Origin of the sequence: Leptolyngbya sp. NIES-2104 (genome assembly GCF_001485215.1) — a bacterium.
Taxonomy (GTDB): Bacteria; Cyanobacteriota; Cyanobacteriia; order Leptolyngbyales; family Leptolyngbyaceae; genus Leptolyngbya.
Genome location: NZ_BBWW01000001.1, coordinates 4,080,426 through 4,097,087 on the forward strand (window position 1 = coordinate 4,080,426; position 16,662 = coordinate 4,097,087).

Annotated in this window: 17 protein-coding genes; 12 read left to right on the forward strand and 5 right to left on the reverse strand. The window is 48.1% G+C overall.

Annotated elements, in window-relative coordinates; translation table 11 throughout:
- The first annotated feature begins 58 nt into the window (after window positions 1-58).
- Window positions 59-604 (forward strand): FHA domain-containing protein, encoded by a 546-nt coding sequence (locus NIES2104_RS19375; RefSeq protein WP_059001912.1) that lies wholly within the window; start codon window positions 59-61, stop codon window positions 602-604.
- On the opposite strand, the gene NIES2104_RS19380 is transcribed toward NIES2104_RS19375, so the two are convergent.
- Both NIES2104_RS19380 and NIES2104_RS19385 read right to left on the reverse strand, forming a co-directional pair.
- The gene (locus tag NIES2104_RS19380) at window positions 601-1,257 is read right to left on the reverse strand and encodes a Uma2 family endonuclease (protein ID WP_058999900.1); all 657 of its coding nucleotides are present in this window, start codon (window positions 1,255-1,257) and stop codon (window positions 601-603) included. The genes NIES2104_RS19375 and NIES2104_RS19380 overlap by 4 nt on opposite strands.
- A 66-nt stretch (window positions 1,258-1,323) precedes the next feature.
- Window positions 1,324-2,286, reverse strand: a complete 963-nt coding sequence (locus tag NIES2104_RS19385; protein WP_058999901.1) for a tetratricopeptide repeat protein — start codon at window positions 2,284-2,286, stop codon at window positions 1,324-1,326.
- A 166-nt stretch (window positions 2,287-2,452) separates the two neighbouring features.
- On the opposite strand from NIES2104_RS19385, the gene NIES2104_RS19390 reads away from it, so the two are divergent.
- The 7 genes from NIES2104_RS19390 (at window position 2,453) to NIES2104_RS19420 (ending at window position 6,875) form a co-directional block, all read left to right on the forward strand.
- Window positions 2,453-2,893: a cobalamin biosynthesis protein gene (locus NIES2104_RS19390; protein WP_058999902.1), complete on the forward strand. Its 441-nt coding sequence runs from the start codon at window positions 2,453-2,455 to the stop codon at window positions 2,891-2,893.
- Window positions 2,853-3,371 (forward strand): pentapeptide repeat-containing protein, encoded by a 519-nt coding sequence (locus NIES2104_RS19395; protein ID WP_058999903.1) that lies wholly within the window; start codon window positions 2,853-2,855, stop codon window positions 3,369-3,371. Before NIES2104_RS19390 ends, NIES2104_RS19395 begins: the two co-directional genes overlap by 41 nt.
- 9 nt (window positions 3,372-3,380) lie before the next feature.
- Complete coding sequence (locus NIES2104_RS19400; RefSeq protein WP_058999904.1) at window positions 3,381-4,481, forward strand: 5-(carboxyamino)imidazole ribonucleotide synthase; 1,101 nt, start codon at window positions 3,381-3,383, stop codon at window positions 4,479-4,481.
- A 13-nt stretch (window positions 4,482-4,494) separates the two neighbouring features.
- A complete protein-coding gene (locus NIES2104_RS19405) occupies window positions 4,495-4,758 on the forward strand; it encodes a hypothetical protein (protein ID WP_058999905.1) in 264 nt (87 codons plus the stop codon).
- Window positions 4,742-5,098, forward strand: a complete 357-nt coding sequence (locus NIES2104_RS19410) for a type II toxin-antitoxin system RelE/ParE family toxin (RefSeq protein WP_058999906.1) — start codon at window positions 4,742-4,744, stop codon at window positions 5,096-5,098. Before NIES2104_RS19405 ends, NIES2104_RS19410 begins: the two co-directional genes overlap by 17 nt.
- 290 nt (window positions 5,099-5,388) lie before the next feature.
- On the forward strand, window positions 5,389-5,868 hold the full coding sequence (locus tag NIES2104_RS19415; RefSeq protein ID WP_058999907.1) for an N-acetyltransferase: 480 nt from the start codon (window positions 5,389-5,391) through the stop codon (window positions 5,866-5,868).
- Between the two features lie 236 nt (window positions 5,869-6,104).
- The gene (locus NIES2104_RS19420) at window positions 6,105-6,875 is read left to right on the forward strand and encodes an Rpn family recombination-promoting nuclease/putative transposase (RefSeq protein WP_058999908.1); all 771 of its coding nucleotides are present in this window, start codon (window positions 6,105-6,107) and stop codon (window positions 6,873-6,875) included.
- 53 nt (window positions 6,876-6,928) lie between these two features.
- On the opposite strand, the gene NIES2104_RS19425 is transcribed toward NIES2104_RS19420, so the two are convergent.
- Window positions 6,929-8,515 carry an NAD(P)H-quinone oxidoreductase subunit N gene (locus NIES2104_RS19425; RefSeq protein WP_058999909.1) on the reverse strand — a complete coding sequence of 529 codons (1,587 nt, stop codon included), beginning with the start codon at window positions 8,513-8,515 and terminating at the stop codon, window positions 6,929-6,931.
- 489 nt (window positions 8,516-9,004) lie between these two features.
- On the opposite strand from NIES2104_RS19425, the gene topA reads away from it, so the two are divergent.
- A complete protein-coding gene (gene topA, locus NIES2104_RS19430) occupies window positions 9,005-11,725 on the forward strand; it encodes a type I DNA topoisomerase (RefSeq protein WP_058999910.1) in 2,721 nt (906 codons plus the stop codon).
- Window positions 11,726-11,740: 15 nt separating this feature from the next.
- The gene (locus NIES2104_RS19435) at window positions 11,741-11,971 is read left to right on the forward strand and encodes an addiction module protein (protein WP_058999911.1); all 231 of its coding nucleotides are present in this window, start codon (window positions 11,741-11,743) and stop codon (window positions 11,969-11,971) included.
- Between the two features lie 10 nt (window positions 11,972-11,981).
- On the opposite strand, the gene NIES2104_RS19440 is transcribed toward NIES2104_RS19435, so the two are convergent.
- Window positions 11,982-12,893, reverse strand: a complete 912-nt coding sequence (locus NIES2104_RS19440; protein WP_058999912.1) for a YihY/virulence factor BrkB family protein — start codon at window positions 12,891-12,893, stop codon at window positions 11,982-11,984.
- 127 nt (window positions 12,894-13,020) lie between these two features.
- Here NIES2104_RS19440 and NIES2104_RS19445 point away from each other — a divergent pair, with 127 nt between their 5' ends.
- Window positions 13,021-13,674: a Uma2 family endonuclease gene (locus NIES2104_RS19445; RefSeq protein WP_058999913.1), complete on the forward strand. Its 654-nt coding sequence runs from the start codon at window positions 13,021-13,023 to the stop codon at window positions 13,672-13,674.
- On the opposite strand, the gene NIES2104_RS19450 is transcribed toward NIES2104_RS19445, so the two are convergent.
- Complete coding sequence (locus NIES2104_RS19450) at window positions 13,651-15,180, reverse strand: CPBP family intramembrane glutamic endopeptidase (protein WP_263970996.1); 1,530 nt, start codon at window positions 15,178-15,180, stop codon at window positions 13,651-13,653. The two genes, NIES2104_RS19445 and NIES2104_RS19450, sit on opposite strands and share 24 nt — an antisense overlap.
- Window positions 15,181-15,315: 135 nt before the next feature.
- Here NIES2104_RS19450 and NIES2104_RS19455 point away from each other — a divergent pair, with 135 nt between their 5' ends.
- Entirely contained in the window at window positions 15,316-16,641 is a 1,326-nt protein-coding gene (locus NIES2104_RS19455; protein WP_058999914.1) for a histidine phosphatase family protein, read from the forward strand.
- Window positions 16,642-16,662 lie beyond the last annotated feature (21 nt).

Sequence of the window (16,662 nt, forward strand, 5' to 3'; positions counted from 1 at the left end):
AATCGTCACAGATAATTTCCACATCCTTCAACGGTTTATTGCTCGGACACCAGTGACTATGCTAAATTTTCCGCCATCAAATAACAGTGGCGATCGTGCACTCCAATTTTTGAAAAGCTATCCTGCGATTTCTCGATCGCTGCTGCTCGATTGCGGTCACGACATAGACAAAATTTCTACCCTCGTTGAGCCGATTCTGGATGCTCCGAAGCGTTGTGCTGCGTCCTACTATATTCAAGCGGTGACAACCGGACGAACTGCCTTTCTCACCACGAATCTACCGAACCCAAATCAGTCACAATTAACCGCGATCGCGTCTACTTGGTTAATCGGCAGAAGTCGAAATTGCGCGATCGAGTTTCCCCATCCTTCTGTGTCGCGCTGTCATGCGGTGATCGGTCACAGTCCGGCTGAAGGCTTCTATTTGATGGATGTGGGCAGTAGTAATGGAACTTTCTTAAACGGTGAGCAGTTGCCTGTTTTGGAACGTCGATCGCTCTGTGATGGAGACTCGATCGCGCTGAGCCATCTGCCTGTCGAATTTTTCGTAGTCAGCATGAAAGATGGCTTTACCGATTGGGGTGAGCCGACTTGTGCGGGTTAATCCGGGAGTTCACCGAAGCGCTCTCGGTATCGTGCCAGTTCTGCTGCAAGTTCTTCAGCCCGTTGGCGTTCGGTTTCTAGCGCAACCACTAACTCATCGGGAATGAGAAGTTTTTCGCCCGTGTCTAAACGGTAGAACGCAATGAGTTTTTCTTCTACGGTCAGTCGCAGCTTTAAGGGTTCGCTTTGACAGTCCATAATTGGCTCATAGATTTCACCTTGCAGTCTGTATCCGCGTAGTTTCTCTGGTATCCATTCGCCTCTAGGGTCGAACTGCCAGTATTCTTGGACTCCTAACTGTTCGTACAGCGTTTTCTTAAAGCCTTCATCCTGGCTTCTGGTTCCGGGTGAAGTCATTTCAAAAATCACCGCTGGAACTTGTCCTTCTTCCCAGATTTTGTAGTTGTCGCGTCCGCCCGGTTCGACATCGAAAATCACCATGACATCTGGGGCAGTTCTCAGTTTTGGAAAGCCCTGAGCGTAGTAGAGAAATTGATTGCCTAAAACGGTTGCTTGCTGACCGGATAGATATTGTCGTAAGACTTCGATCGCGATCAAAATCGCATAAAAATGATCAAACGTTTCCGCCACGGGTTCACCGTCACCAGTCGGGTAGAAGATTTCTGCGGTTTGCGAAGGAGAACAGGTAGTCACGATCGTTACTCCAGTGCATCTGTTCTGAAATTATCGCAGTCAGAGCAGAAATCTTCAAGTCTGGGATTATCTCAGGGCGATTCTTTGACTGGATTTTTGAGCGAGTTGTTTTGCCCGCTGTAAATTTCTCTGAGCGGCTTCATAGTTGAGGTCAGCATCTACGGCTTTCTCAAATTGAGCGATCGCTTCTTTCATTTTCCCCTGACGTTGCAAGACTGCTCCCAATCCGTTGAGCGCGATCGCATGACTATTTCCTAGGTTGCTTCTCCGTTCACTCGGCTGGCTCAAAACTTGTCGATAGGCTGCGATCGCGTCTTCTAACTGATTCTGATTCGCCAACGCATGACCGAGAAAAATCTGCGCCCACGTATTTTCTGGTGCGACTTCGGTGGCTTTACGGAAAAGCTGAAGAGCTTCGTCATCGCGTCCCTGAGTCTGAAGTGCTCGACCTAATCCGACGTAAGCGATCGCTTGTGCGGTTTCGGTCTGTTCTGGAGCATTCAAGGCTTTTTGATAAGATTCGATCGCTTCAGGAGTTTTCCTTTGCTGTGCCAAGACGTTCCCTAATCCAGCATAGGCGTTCATCTGTTGAGGATTGATTCGGATTGAACGGCGGTAGGCAGCGATCGCTTCTTCGAGTCGTCTGCGATCGGCAAGTGCGTTTCCGAGTCCGGTATAGGCTTTGGCGTTTTGAGGATTGATTTCGATCGAGCGGCGATAGGATGCGATCGCTTCTTCGGTGCGGCGTTGGGCGGCGAGAACTTCACCCATTCCGGTATACGCATCGGAATTTTCTAAATCGAGCACGATCGCTTTTCGGTAAACGGCGATCGCTTCGTCATATTTGCGACTCTGTTGCAGTTCGTTCCCTAGATTTACGTAAAAGGCTGGATCGCCCAGTGCAAGATCAGTTTTAATTTCAGGTGTTGAAGCGCGAACGGCATCGTAACCATCATCACATCCCGTGGTGAGTGCCGCAGCAGCTAGAGTCAGAAGAATTGGAAGAACTGAGTGCTTGGATACTTGCATACTTGGGTGCCTTAATACGTGGATGACAAGTCGTAATTCGGTATCTACCGCACCCTGATCTGTTTCATTCTGTACTAACTGAGTGCCAGTACGGAAGAGTATTCTCTAAATTGCTGATTAACTCCTAAGTTTTATCATGTTTTTGTAAAGAGTTCATTTTTGATCAGTGCAATTACTTTGGGTAGGCATTGGATGTCGTCGTGGAACTTCAAGAGAACTGATCGAAAGTGCGATCGCTCAAGTTCTCAATCAATACGGACTTTGTGAAAATCAAATCGTTGGAGTCGCTACGGTCGATCGTAAGTCTGACGAAACCGGACTATTAGAATACTGTGAAGCGCATCAGTTCCCGTTATCGCTGTTTTCCGTAGAAGAACTTTCTGCGATCGTGGTTCCAAATCCTTCTATCGATCGCATCGGAACACCGAGTGTGGCGGAAGCAGCGGCGATTTTGGCAACCGGATCAAATCGATTAATCGTTCCAAAACTGGTGATTGAGAATCGAGTAACGATTGCGATCGCTCCAATTCTCGATAAGCTGAAAAGTATTGATTTGGCGGCAGAGCATGAAGCGAATTGCGATCGGTTTACTGACTTTAATCTGTAGCGTTTGGATGATGTCGAGTGCGATGGCTGATCCGATCACCGGAAAACGCTACGACCAGCAGTATCGTCCACCACTGTCTTACAGTAATGCAGATGTGCGTGGACAAGATTTTTCGGGTCAACCGTTGAGATTTGCCGAATTTACAAACGCGAATCTGACCGATGCGAATTTCTCGAATGCAGATTTGTCCGGGGCGGCGATGAGTGCCTCGAATATGACCGAGACGAATCTACACGGTGCGAACTTACAGCAGGCGATGGTCGATCAAGTTCCGATGGTGCGCGTGGATTTGAGCGATGCCAATCTCACCGATGCGATGCTGCTAAGAAGTGCGTTTTTGGATGTTAATATCACGGGGGCAGATTTTACTGGGGCGATTCTCGATCGCGCTCAGATCCGCGAATTGTGTCAGGTGGCGCAAGGCACAAATTCCAAAACGGGAGCAGACACGCGGAAATCGCTCGGATGTCCTTCTTAGGAGAAAGGTATGCGGGTTGGGGTCATTGGGGGCGGACAATTAGCCTGGATGATGGTCGATGCGGCGAAAAAATTGGGGATTGAGTTGGTGATTCAAACGCCGAATTCAGATGATCCAGCAGTGTCGATCGCGAAAGAAACCCTCTTTGCTCCGGTCAATGATGCGAATGCTACTCAGGAATTGAGCGATCGCGTCGATGTGATCACGTTTGAAAACGAATTCGTTGATCTTGATGCGCTGTCAAAAATTCAAGCTTGCTTTCGTCCAAGTCTGTCCGCGCTCAAACCGCTTTTAGATAAATACGATCAGCGATCGTTTCTCAAAGCGAACCATCTCCCCACTCCGAATTTTTGGCTTCCCGGAGAGCAACCTGTTTCATTTCCGATCGTCGTTAAAACTCGTCGCTTAGGTTATGACGGTCAGGGAACTTTGATTATTCGAGATCAAGCGAGTTGGAATGAGGCGATCGCAAAACTCGAATCAGTTCCGATCGTGATTGAAGAATTCGTTCCGTTCGATCGCGAATTAGCAGTTATGGTAGCCCGATCAACGAAGGGCGAAATCGTCGTTTATCCGGTAGTCGAAACTCAGCAAGAAAATCAGGTTTGTCGTCGAGTGATTGCGCCTGCTGAAGTTTCAGAATCGGTTGAGCGAGAAATTTCTGCGATCGCTCATACGCTTCTCGATCGTTTAGAAGTGGTTGGAATCTACGGCATTGAGTTCTTTTTAACGAAAGACGATCGCGTTTTAGTCAATGAGATTGCACCTCGGACTCATAATTCGGGACATTACACGATCGAAGCTTGCGAAACTTCTCAATTTGAACAACAGCTTCGAGCCGTGAGCGGTTTGCTGTTAGGAAGTTCAGCATTGCTCAGTCATGGAGCGTTGATGGTGAATCTGTTGGGATTTGAGCGGGCGGAGAGTGATTATTTGGAGAAGCGGGAAGCGATCGCGAAACTACCCAATTCTTTCGTTCACTGGTACGGCAAATCAGAATCGCGTCCGGGTCGCAAGTTAGGGCACGTTACGGCTTTACTAGATTCGGGCGATTCGGCTTTGGAATTAGCGAATACGATAGAATCCATCTGGTATCCAGAAAACATTTAACTCTAATAAATTTATGCTTAAAACGATCGAAGGCATTTATCAAAATGGTCGGATTGAAATCACTGACCTGCCGCAAGACGTTAGCGATCGCACTCAAGTTCTGATTACTTTTCTAGATCCTGATAAGGTTGACCCAGTTAAACTTCGCCAATTAATTGATCAATTAGAAACCATTGCAGGGATTCAGCAAGGTTTTGAAGAAGTGAATGCTGGACAAACGCGCCCAATTGAGGATTTTGTCCAAGAGATGCAGCAAAAGTATGACATTTCAGGTTGAAATTACGTCGATCGCGGAAGCTCAAATCGAGCAAGCTTATCAGTGGTATCGCGATCGTAATTCTGAGTTTGCCGATCGCTGGTTTCGGGGGTTAATGAATGCGATCGCAACGCTACAAGAGAAACCTCAACGCTGTAGTTTAGCCGTCGAACATGAAATTTTCTCAAAGGAAGTACGGCAGCTTCTTTACGGGAAAACAAAAAACATACACCGAGTGCTTTTCACAGTTCGCGGTACAACTGTTTACGTGCTGTATGTTCGCCATAGTGCCCAAGCACCACTGACAGTGGATGATTTGGAGAGCCAGACGGTCGAGAGTAAGTTAAAAAATTCAACTTGAGGAGCAATTGCGAAATTACCCAATTCGTTTGTTCGCTGGTAGGGCAAATCGAATCGTGAGTTTTACTGAATTCGGGCGACTCGGCTTTGGAAGTGGGAAATGCGATCGGATCTATTTGGTATCCGTAAATCGGCTGCATTAACTCTCTGGTAAAGACATGAAGAATGTCTGTCAGTCTAATAGATTGTTAGCTGGCTTCGGTTACGGGTTGTGGCAGTAGTTTGAAACTTACTCGTTGGTGTTCAAGATACTGTTGTAATATTGTGTCTTTTACACGTAGGGAGTTCACAATGATCCGACCAATCACGCCAGACGACACAGTTGATCTGATTAACTTAGCTAAGTCGATCGGGTTTTTCTCGCCTGATGAACTAGAAGGGTTGCGTCAGATGTTGGTTGATTCGTTGGGTGAAAAGGGCGATACTTACCCGTTTTGGATTACAGACGACGATGATGATGGGCTTGTGGGATTAGCGTATTGCGAACCGGAACGCATGACCAGTGGAACCTGGAACCTGCAACTGATCGCAGTTCATCCAACTCATCAAAAGCAAGGACGTGGTAGGAAGCTGCTACATTTTGTAGAGGAGACTTTGGCGGATCGGGGCGCACGGGTCTTGTTAGTTGAGACGATGGGTACGTCAGATTTTGAGTATGTGCGGGCATTCTACCGAAAAAATGGGTATGACGAGGAAGCACGGATACGTGAGTTCTATGCAGAAGGAGCAGACAAGGTTGTTTTTCGCAAGGCGCTATCTAAGCAAAAGTAATTGAGTTTCACAGTTGTTCAATTGAATTCGCTACTGCCAGCCAGCTAACAACTGCGCTGCACCGGAACGTATCAATGTGGTTAGTTGATTTGAACACCTAGCGATCGCTGCATAACAATCCGTTTGTAACCCGACTGTAAGCGCTTTAAAGCAGGTGAAGCGAGTCGCCATACCGCAAAATTTAACTCTTCTAAAATTAAATCGATCGCGCAGGACGTACAATTCTACTATTTCTCATGTACGACGATACCTGCCGCTTCCTCGCTGAACACTTCTCCTCAGACTTTGCCAGTTGGCTCCTAGGAGAACCTATCGAACTGACAGAACTTAAACCCTCGGAACTCTCCCTTGACCCGATTCGCACCGATGCCCTGATTCTGCTGCAATCGGCTGCCTCTTTTCTGCATCTAGAATTCCAAACCCTACCCAAGGATAACGTTCCATTCCGGATGCTGGATTATCGCGTTCGTGCGTATCGTAAAGACTCAACTAAACCGATGCGGCAAGTGGTGATCTACCTGAAGCAAACGGCATCGGAGCGCGTCCATCAGACCTATTTTGAGATGGAACACACGCGCCACGAGTTTGAAGTGGTCAGAGTTTGGGAGCAACCTGCCTCACGATTTCTGCAATATCCAGGATTGATTCCCTTTGCAACATTGGGTCAAAGCGCGGATGCAGAGGAAATATTGCGGCAAGCGGCGCAACGAATCGATCAAATTGCAGACCCTGGAGCACAAGCGAATCTGGTTGCAGCGTCAGGCATTTTAGCTGGGCTAAGATTAGAAGATGAAGTCGTATATCGCATTCTACGGAGAGACATTATGCAAGAGTCTACAGTTTATCGTTCAATTCAAAGAGAAACTCAAGCAGAAAATTCGCGTACGATCGCATTAAATCTGTTGCGTCGAGGAGTCGCGATGAATATCATTGCCCCTTCCACGGGCTTATCGATCGAAGAAGTTCAACAACTCCAACAGCAACTGAACGAATCCGCACAAGGCTAAAAAAAACCGACCAATCAAACGATCAGTCGGCTCTTCAAAAATTTCAATCAGTCTTAGCCGCGAATTTCGATTCGAGGAGCGATCGCAGTTTCTTGACTCGGTTTTTTCGCAATCGGTTGTGGTTTGACGATCGCTTGCTGTAACACTGGCGATTTCATTACTGAATCATTCGCTAGCGTAAACAGCGGATTCGAGAGAATTCCAGCGATCGAGGTTGCAATCAAGGTCAGAATTAAGCCCACCTGCAACGGACGCAAACCGGGAAGATTCCACACGATCGGCGGATAGTTTTTCACCACATCCGACATTTCTTGTGGCTCTTTCACGACCATCATCTTCACTACTCGGATGTAGTAGTAAATCGAAATCACGCTCGTCACCAAGCCGAGAATGACCAGAACGTAGGCACCCGATTGCCAAGCTGCCCAGAATAGATACAGTTTTCCGAAGAAGCCTGCTAGGGGCGGAATACCACCGAGTGACAACAAACAAATGCTCAAAGCTAAAGTTAAGAGCGGGTCTTTCTGATACAAGCCAGAGTATTCGCTGATTTGATCGGTTCCGGTTCTGAGTGAGAACAGAATAATGCAGGTAAACGCACCCAAGTTCATGAATAGGTAAATCATCAGGTAGAACAGCATACTGGCATATCCAGCATCCGAGCCGATGACCAACCCGATCATCACAAAGCCTGCTTGACCGATCGACGAATACGCTAGAAGTCGCTTCATGCTGGTTTGTGCCAGTGCAACCACGTTACCCAGCACCATGCTCAGAATCGCCAGCGTCGTCATCACGAGATGCCACTGATCCGTGACTTGGGGGAACGCCGTGACCAAAAGACGAATTGCTAAACCAAATCCAGCCGCTTTTGAACCGACTGAAAGGAAAGCGACAACCGGAGTCGGAGAACCTTCGTATACGTCGGGTGTCCACTGGTGGAAGGGAACCGCTGCGATTTTGAAGGCAATTCCGGCAATCACAAACACGAGCGCAATCACAAGACCGATCGATTGATCCAAACCAGCGATCGAGATTTTTTGAGCGATCGTGCTCAGTTGCGTTTCACCACCAGACAATCCGTACAGCAGCGACGCGCCGTAGAGGAAAATTGCCGAACTCGATGCGCCGATTAATAGATATTTCAGAGCGGCTTCATTCGATCGAGGATCGCGCTTCGTGTAGCCCGTCAATAAATAAGACGAGATACTGAGGGTTTCTAGCGAAACATAGACCGCGACGAACTCATCTGAGCCACAGAGAAACATCCCGCCCAACGTCGCCGTGAGTAGAATCGTGAGAAACTCAGCGAGTGCGGTTCCTGACTGCTCGACGTAGCGCACCGACATTAGAATCGTCACGGCTGCGGAGAGCGCGACGATCCCCCGAAGCACGATACTCAAATCATCGCTATTGAACTCACCCAAAAACCCGATCGGGCTTGAGCTATCCCATAGCGTCACCAGGGCACCCACCGCCGTGAGCAACCCCCCGATCGCGAAATAAGGAGTCCATTTCGCAGAATTTTGTCGCCCCACAATCAAATCGCCTACCATGACGACGAGTAGGGTGGTGATGACGATCACCTCTGGCAGAATCGTCCCAGCATTCAACTGAGTTACGAGAGAAGCAAAATCCATAGCGCGAAGTCCGTAGGAGCAGGATTAACAAAAATTTATGCTAGGCGCACGTTTATTGGAGGCGATCGTATACTTCGCCTTTTAGGGATTCTAACGCGGGATGCAGACCTGTTCTCGTCAAATCTGCCTTCTTAGGGTGAAACCTCCGATTGGGATCGTTATGATTCATTCATCAAGTCTGATCTATATTGATCAAACAACGCTTGGAAGACGGAAGTTAAAACGAAAAGATAGACGATTGTGATTTGATCGTCTACAGTCTAAAACTTAGACTGATTTGCCTGACTTCTGGATTTGGATCATTTCCTTGTGAATCAACTTGGACAGTTGGGTATGGTTATAAGTTAGAAGCGGGTGACATAACGATGACCACGCGCCTCAGATTGGTTTTCCGTACTCGCCAGATCAAACCACGATCGAACGAATTGAGTGATATTGATAGTCAGTACTTCCCGTTTCCTTGTTGAATAGCGATTTCTAGACAGACTCATGCCAACTCTTGTCATTGTCGAATCTCCGACGAAAGCCCGTACCATTCGTAACTACCTGCCCCGCAATTTCCGCGTTGAGGCATCAATGGGTCATGTGCGCGATTTGCCGCAGTCCACCAGCGATGTGCCCGATTCGGTAAAGGATAAACGGGTGCGCGAATTAGGCGTGGATGTGGAAGCGGGCTTTGAACCGATCTATTTGATCCCCAAAGATAAGTCGAAAATCGTTAAGACTTTAAAAGATGCTTTGAAAGAAGCGGATGAGTTGGTACTGGCGACTGACGAAGACCGCGAAGGGGAAAGTATTAGTTGGCATTTACTTCAGCTTCTGAAGCCGAAAGTGCCCGTGAAACGAATGGTGTTTCACGAAATTACGGAAGATGCGATTCGAGAAGCGATCGACAATTGCCGCGATATTGATGTGCGACTGGTTCGCGCTCAGGAAACCAGACGGATTCTCGATCGCTTAGTCGGTTACACGCTTTCACCGCTACTTTGGAAAAAGATCGCCTATGGTCTGTCTGCGGGGCGGGTTCAATCCGTTGCAGTGCGGCTTTTAGTGAATCGAGAGCGAGAACGTCGCGCCTTCAAAAAAGGGACGTACTGGGATTTGAAAGCGCTCTTAGCGGTCGATGCGGCTCCCAAACAAGAATTTGAAGCGAAACTGACCACGTTGGCAGGTCGGAAAGTCGCGACAGGTGCGGATTTTGATGAATCGACTGGACGAATTACCGCAGGTCGAAACGTCGTTCTGTTGAGCGAAGAAGAAGCGCGATCGCTTCAAGCTCGATTAGATGGTAAAACCTGGACTGTGACCGACCTCGAAGAACGTCCGGTGACTCGCAAACCTTCACCTCCGTTCACGACTTCGACCCTGCAACAGGAGTCGAACCGGAAATTGGGCTTATCGGCGCGGGATACGATGCGAACGGCTCAGAGTTTGTACGAGCAAGGGTACATCACCTATATGCGGACGGACTCGGTGCATTTGTCGCAGCAAGCGATCACTGCGACTCGGAGCTGTGTTGAGGCGATGTATGGGACGGAATACCTCAGCCCTCAGCCGCGCCAATACAACACGAAGAGTAAAGGCGCACAGGAAGCACACGAGGCGATTCGTCCCGCAGGTAGTACGTTCCGAACTCCAAGAGAAACTGGACTGCGCGATCGTGAATTGAAACTCTACGACTTGATCTGGAAGCGCACCGTTGCGACTCAGATGGCAGAAGCGCGTCAAACTCAAGTCACAGTGCAAATTCAGGTTGAAGATGCAGGCTTTAGAGCAAGTGGCAAGCGGATTGATTTTCCGGGATTCTTCCGGGCGTATGTGGAAGGATCAGACGATCCGAACGCAGCGATCGAGAATCAAGAAGTGATTTTGCCGCCGATGCGAAGCGGGGATCATCCAAAGTGCAATCATCTTGAAGCGATCGGGCACGAAACCCAGCCCCCCGCCCGTTTCACCGAAGCTTCTCTGGTCAAAACGTTGGAAAGCGAAGGAATCGGGCGACCATCTACCTATGCCAGCATCATCGGCACGATCACCGACGAGCGGAAGGGATACGCTCAACTCGTTGGCAATACTCTGGTTCCGACCTTTACCGCGTTTGCGGTCGTGGACTTGCTAGAGAAGCATTTCCCCGACATTGTGGATTTGAGCTTCACCTCAAAGATGGAGCAAACTTTAGACGACATTGCTACAGGTGAAGTCGATTGGTTGCCGTATCTGAAAGCGTTTTATCTAGGGGATCAAGGGCTAGAAACTCAAGTTAAAGAGCGAGACAGCAACATTGATCCGAAGGAAGCTCGAACGATTCATCTTGAGGATCTGGGTACCAAGATTCGCATCAGTCGCACTGGAGCTTACATCGAATCGGAAAACGGCAATATCAACTTACCGAAAGATATGCCGCCTGCGGATCTCAATCCTGAACAGGTGGAAGTCCTGCTCCAAGGACCTAAACAGCTTGGAACGCATCCTGAAACTGGAGAACCGATTTACGTCAAATTAGGACCTTATGGGCATTATCTCCAGCTTGGAGACAAGACCGACGAAAACCCGAAGCCCAAAAATGTCTCGATCCCGCCAAAGGTCAAGCCTGAACAGGTGACGCTTGATATGGCAGTTGGCTTATTAGCGCTGCCAAGAACGTTAGGCGTTCATCCAGAAACGGGGCGGAAGATTCAAGCCGCGATCGGTCGATTTGGTCCTTATATCGTCCACGACTTGGGTAAAGGCGAAGACGGAAAAGCGGCGAAAGATTATCGATCGCTTAAAGCGGGTGATGATGTTACGACGATTACGCTCGATCGCGCTTTGGAACTCTTTGCTGAACCGAAAGCCGCCCGTGGCAAACGAGGGACTGCTACCCCGATTCGAGAATTGGGCGCACATCCGAGTGACGGCGAACCCGTGAATATTTACAACGGACCTTACGGCGCTTATATCAAGCATGGCAAAGTCAACGCCTCACTACCCGAAGGTCAAACCGTTGAAGAGATTACGATGGATGTTGCAGTTCAAGCGTTAGAAGCGAAAGCAGGCACGAAGAAAGCGACCAAATCGAAGAAGGCGACCACAACCGCGAAGAAAACGACTGCGAAGAAGACCAGCACGAAGACTGCGACTAAAACGACTGCTAAGCGATCGACAACCACGAAAGCTGCCGCCGCCAAAAAATCGACAGGTACGAGCAAGCGGGTCAAAACTAACGATTAACTCCGGAGAAAATGGATGAAATCGATCGAGCAACTGACCGAGGAAGTTCTATCTCTACCGAGTACTTCACGGGCACTGCTGGCTGAAAAGCTAGTAGAGAGCTTGGAATTTGACACTGACTCAGCGATTCAAGCGACTTGGACAACTGAGGCGAAACGGCGACGAGATGAAGTACGAACGGGTGAGATTCAGCCTAGTCCAGGCGAAGAGGCTCTCGCTCAGGTGCGCCAACTTCTTAATCCATGAAGTTCGTATTTCATTCTCGATCGATTTTCTTCTGCATTGCTTCTCCAACAACAGAATTGAACAATCCACCTAAGAGCATCGAAAAGGCACTGAAATAGAGCCATAGCAGCAACACGATTACAGCCCCGATCGCGCCATACACTTGATTGAAATTGCTAACTCGTGCTACATAAAACCGCAGCAGTCCAGAGAGAATCGCCCAGAGTATTGCCGCCAAAATCGCACCGGGCATAATCGGTCTACCGTGTTTCCAGTGGCTTGTGCCGTGTCGGTAGATGAAGCCGAGCGCCAATGCCACGATCGATAATGCGATCGGTAAACTCAAATGATGCCAAAGCTGGAATAGAACATGAGCAAAACTTCCACTCTGAAACGCCACAATCTGAACGGTGATATCGCTGAGAACTACGATTAGTAGAGCAGCAACGAGTAGAAGAACGGTTCCTAATGCAAGCGCGATCGCGATTAATTTCATTTGCCAAAACGGTCGAACGCGATCGCGTGGAATTCGATAAATCTGATCCAAAGCTGCCATTGTTGCACCCGTCACGCTCGAAGACACCCAGATTGCAGCAACGAAACTCAGCGAAAATAAGCTCTGACTGCTCCTCGATCGCAAGTATTGAAGGGCATCGCTAGTCAGAATCAGAGCCTGTTCTGGAATCACTTGGCTGACTTGATTGGTGAGTGTTCTGAAGTTGTTTTCTGAAAGCTCGAAAAGCCCGATCGCGCTTAAAACTGCCAACGCTGCCGGGAATAGCGCAAATATTGCATTGAAAGCAATCTCAGCCGAAAGTCCAGGAAGCCGATGATATGCTGCTCGTCGAACAATCTTGATTAGTGTTTTGAAGTTGAGATATTTGAAGACTTGAAAGAAACGGATGAGCAGATCAAACCCTGAGTGGCTGAGGCGTTTCAGCATTGTGAACAAGTATGAAGACTATCTGAATTTTAGAACAATCCTGCTGAAATTCATGCCCCTGAAGAGCGATCGAGGGCTATCCGCAGAGGAACTGTTACACTAAACCCATACTATTTCTTGAGCGGTTATGGTTGCGATTCAGCTTCGGCAACTCATCGTTTATCCTGGTCAGCGGATTCAGCTTCAAGAGGTAGATTGGCAAAAATTTGAAGCTATTCTAGATGAGCTTGGAGAAAAGCGTGCTTGTCGGATCGCTTACAGTGGTGGCGTGTTAGAAATTCGGATGCCGCTACCAGAACATGAAAAAGCGAAAGGTTTGATCGGGGATATGGTCAAAATTTTGCTAGAGGAGCTTGATATTGAGAATGAATGTTTTGGCTCTACCACATTCAAGCGACAAGAGATGGCAAAAGGAATTGAACCAGATCAATGCTTTTACATCGAAAACGCTGCGGTGATGATTGGTAAGAGGCGGGTTGATTTAACCATCGACCCACCTCCGGATCTCGCGATCGAAGTCGATGTGACTTCCAAAACTGGACTCGATGCGTATCAGGGTTTAGGAGTTCCAGAACTGTGGCGATTTGAAGAAGGGCGTTTGCGGATTAGCGTTTTAGACGATGGGCAATATCGCGATTCAAACGTTAGTCCGCACTTTCCAAACTTAGCGATCATGGATCTCATCTCTGAGTTTGTCGATCGCGCCCAAGCAGAAGGGCGCAGTCGGGCACTCAAAGCATTTCGTCAAACGGTTCGATCAACCCCCTGCACTTCCCAGTAAGAACAATGTTAACAACATTCCACTGTTCCAAAGGGCATGAAGTAGCACTGAAGCCATCAGATTTTGAGTTCGGGTGTACACAAAGCCTAAGATAATTCCGAGAACAGTTAAAGGTAAGACTTCGGATAAGCTCAGGTGAACGATTGCGAAAATTAAAGCACTAATCAAAATCGCTTGCCAAGTGCTGAAATAGCGAGTGAGTGAAGGTAACAGGAATCCACGAAAGAACGTTTCTTCAAAGAAGGGAGCCGCGATCGCTGCCGTGACAAAGAAGAGAATAATCGCGATCGAATCTCGACCTTCAAGTGCGATCGATAAAAGTGGATTACTTCCCCCTCGACCTTGCCAAATCCGTTCATTGATCCAAGAAATTCCAGCAACTAATGGATAAGCTGCGGCATATCCGCCAATTCCCCAAAGTAGCCAGCGACCTTTGAGACTGAAGCGAAACCAATTATTCTCAAGCGGTAGATATCTGCGGATTGAATAATACAGAACGCCTAATCCGCCCGCTGCTAAGAGAATGTAAGTGAAGAGTGCAAAAACAGCGCGATCGCGAGTTGTAAACATGGCGGGATCAACTTGGAAGGCAGATTTGACAATCAACAGCGACAGCGGCACAACAATCTGACCGAGTAAAAGCTGTCCAACTGCAAAAAATCCGACCACTAAAACTTGCCAAGTGATTTCATAGTCCCAAGGCACTGTCCACCGAATCGAATTTGTCCCAACCAATAAAGCATTCTTTCGATTGAATAGCCATTGTCCGCCTAAGAATAGCAACACTCCAAAACCAAGCAGAATTGCAACGGTTGGAACTGCATTTGCGCTGATCCATTTTACTAATGCTTGTTGTGCGGCTTGCTGTTCTGCGGTGCGAAGTTCGGTTAACGCATCCGATCGCTGTTCTAAGGTATAAAGCTTTTCTAATCCTCGATTGCGAAACCAGCCTGTGAGATTTTGTTTTAAAATCGGTTCGGCTCTAGGTGGTAATGTATTTTGCCAAAGTGCGCTTAAGGTATCCGCCGTTAGTTTTAGATTGCGACTAGTCTGAGTTTGGGGAGCAGTTAAATTTGCCCAACTTTTCAAAGCAGCATCGACTTGATTCTGCTGAGCCTGAAGAATCCCAATTCGCACATCAAGTTCATCGCGTAAGGTGACTTGTTTTGCCAGTTCCACAGTTAGCGGTTTAGCACTATCCGGAGCGGGACTTGCCTCGATTTGGGTTTGGGCTGAGGAAATTGCTTTTTCGACCGACGATCGCGTTTTTTGATATGCCTCTAATGCGGTTTTTTGAGGATTGCGATCGGTTAATGCTGCGGTGTTTGAATCGCCTTGATACTGGGCTGCTTGCAGAAGCAGATCGGTTTGCGAAAGTTCTAATCGGCTTTGGAATTGGGGCTGATTCCAACTATTGATCAGATCGAGCGCGATCGCAAAAATCGCCACTAAGGTCAGTCCCCACAATAAAATCCGCTTCGGTGTCATGCCAGTTTTACAAATCATCTCTTCGTTATTGTAGGAAACGAAGCCACGATCGCACTGCCTTTCTCACCCCCTACTCCCCACTCCCTACTCTTTTAAAATTTCGCAACCCGAACACGATAGAATCAGGCTGACTTTTCGCCCTAAACAATTTCTATGACGACTCGTGTAATTCTTGTGCGCCACGGTGAGAGCAGCTACAACGTTGAAAAACGGGCACAGGGACATTGTGATCTCTCCACGCTGACCGAGAAGGGCGAAAAGATGGCAGCCCAAGTTGCAACCGCTCTGAAAGATTTGAAGTTCGATGCGGTCTATAGCAGTCCACTCCAACGGGCTAAACGAACGGCTGAAATTATTTTGAATGGGTCAGACAATCCGCCAGCACTCCAAACCACCGATGATTTGAAAGAAATCAATATCTTGCTTTGGGAAGGGATGCTCTTTAGTGAAGTGGCTGAGAAGTATCCAGAAATGTATGCTCACTGGCATTCTGAGCCGCATAAGGTGAGAATGACTTTGCCGGATGGGAGTGAACTGGTTCCAGTGTTGGATTTGTATGAGCAGGCGGAACGACTTTGGCGATCGCTCATTCCCCAACACAAAAATCAAACGATTCTAATCGTCGCACATAGCGGGATTAATCGAGCACTGATCAATACTGCGATCGGACTTGAACCCGCTGATTACCAACGCTTCCATATTTCTAATTGCGGCATTAGTGTGCTGAATTTCTCCGGTGATTTTGGCGATCAAGTGCAAATCGAATCGCTGAATGTCACCTCTCATTTAGGCGAAACGATTCCCAAGATCAGACCGAATCATAAAGGCGCACGTCTTCTACTAGTGCGACATGGTGAAACCGAATGGAATCGGCAGGGACGGTTTCAAGGTCAGATTGATGTGCCGTTGAATGACAATGGACGAGTGCAAGCTGGACAAGCCGCAGAATTTCTAAAATCGGTGCAGATTGATTCCGCTGTGAGTAGTTCGATGGCGCGACCGAAAGAAACCGCAGAAATTATTCTCAAATATCATCCTGAAATTGAACTGAAATTGCGGGACGACTTGCGCGAAATCAGTCACGGACTTTGGGAAGGGAAATTTGAATCTGAAATTGAGGCAGGCTATCCAGGTTTGCTGCATCAATGGCAAAGTCAACCGGAAACCGTACAGATGCCGGAAGGTGAGAATTTGCAGCAGGTGTGGGATCGGGCGGTTGCGGGATGGAATGCGATCGTACAATCCGCCCGACCCGGAGAAACCATTCTCGTCGTCGCTCACGATGCCATTAACAAAGCGATTCTCTGTTATGTTTCGGGTTTAACCTCTGCTGCATTCTGGAATTTCAAACAGGGCAATGGTGCGGTGAGCGTGATTGATTACGTAAATGGAGCCGATCAACCTCCGATGTTGATGGCGATGAATATCACGACGCATTTGGGCGGCGTATTGGATAAGACGGCAGCGGGTGCACTTTAATTTACAACTTTAAGACCTGGT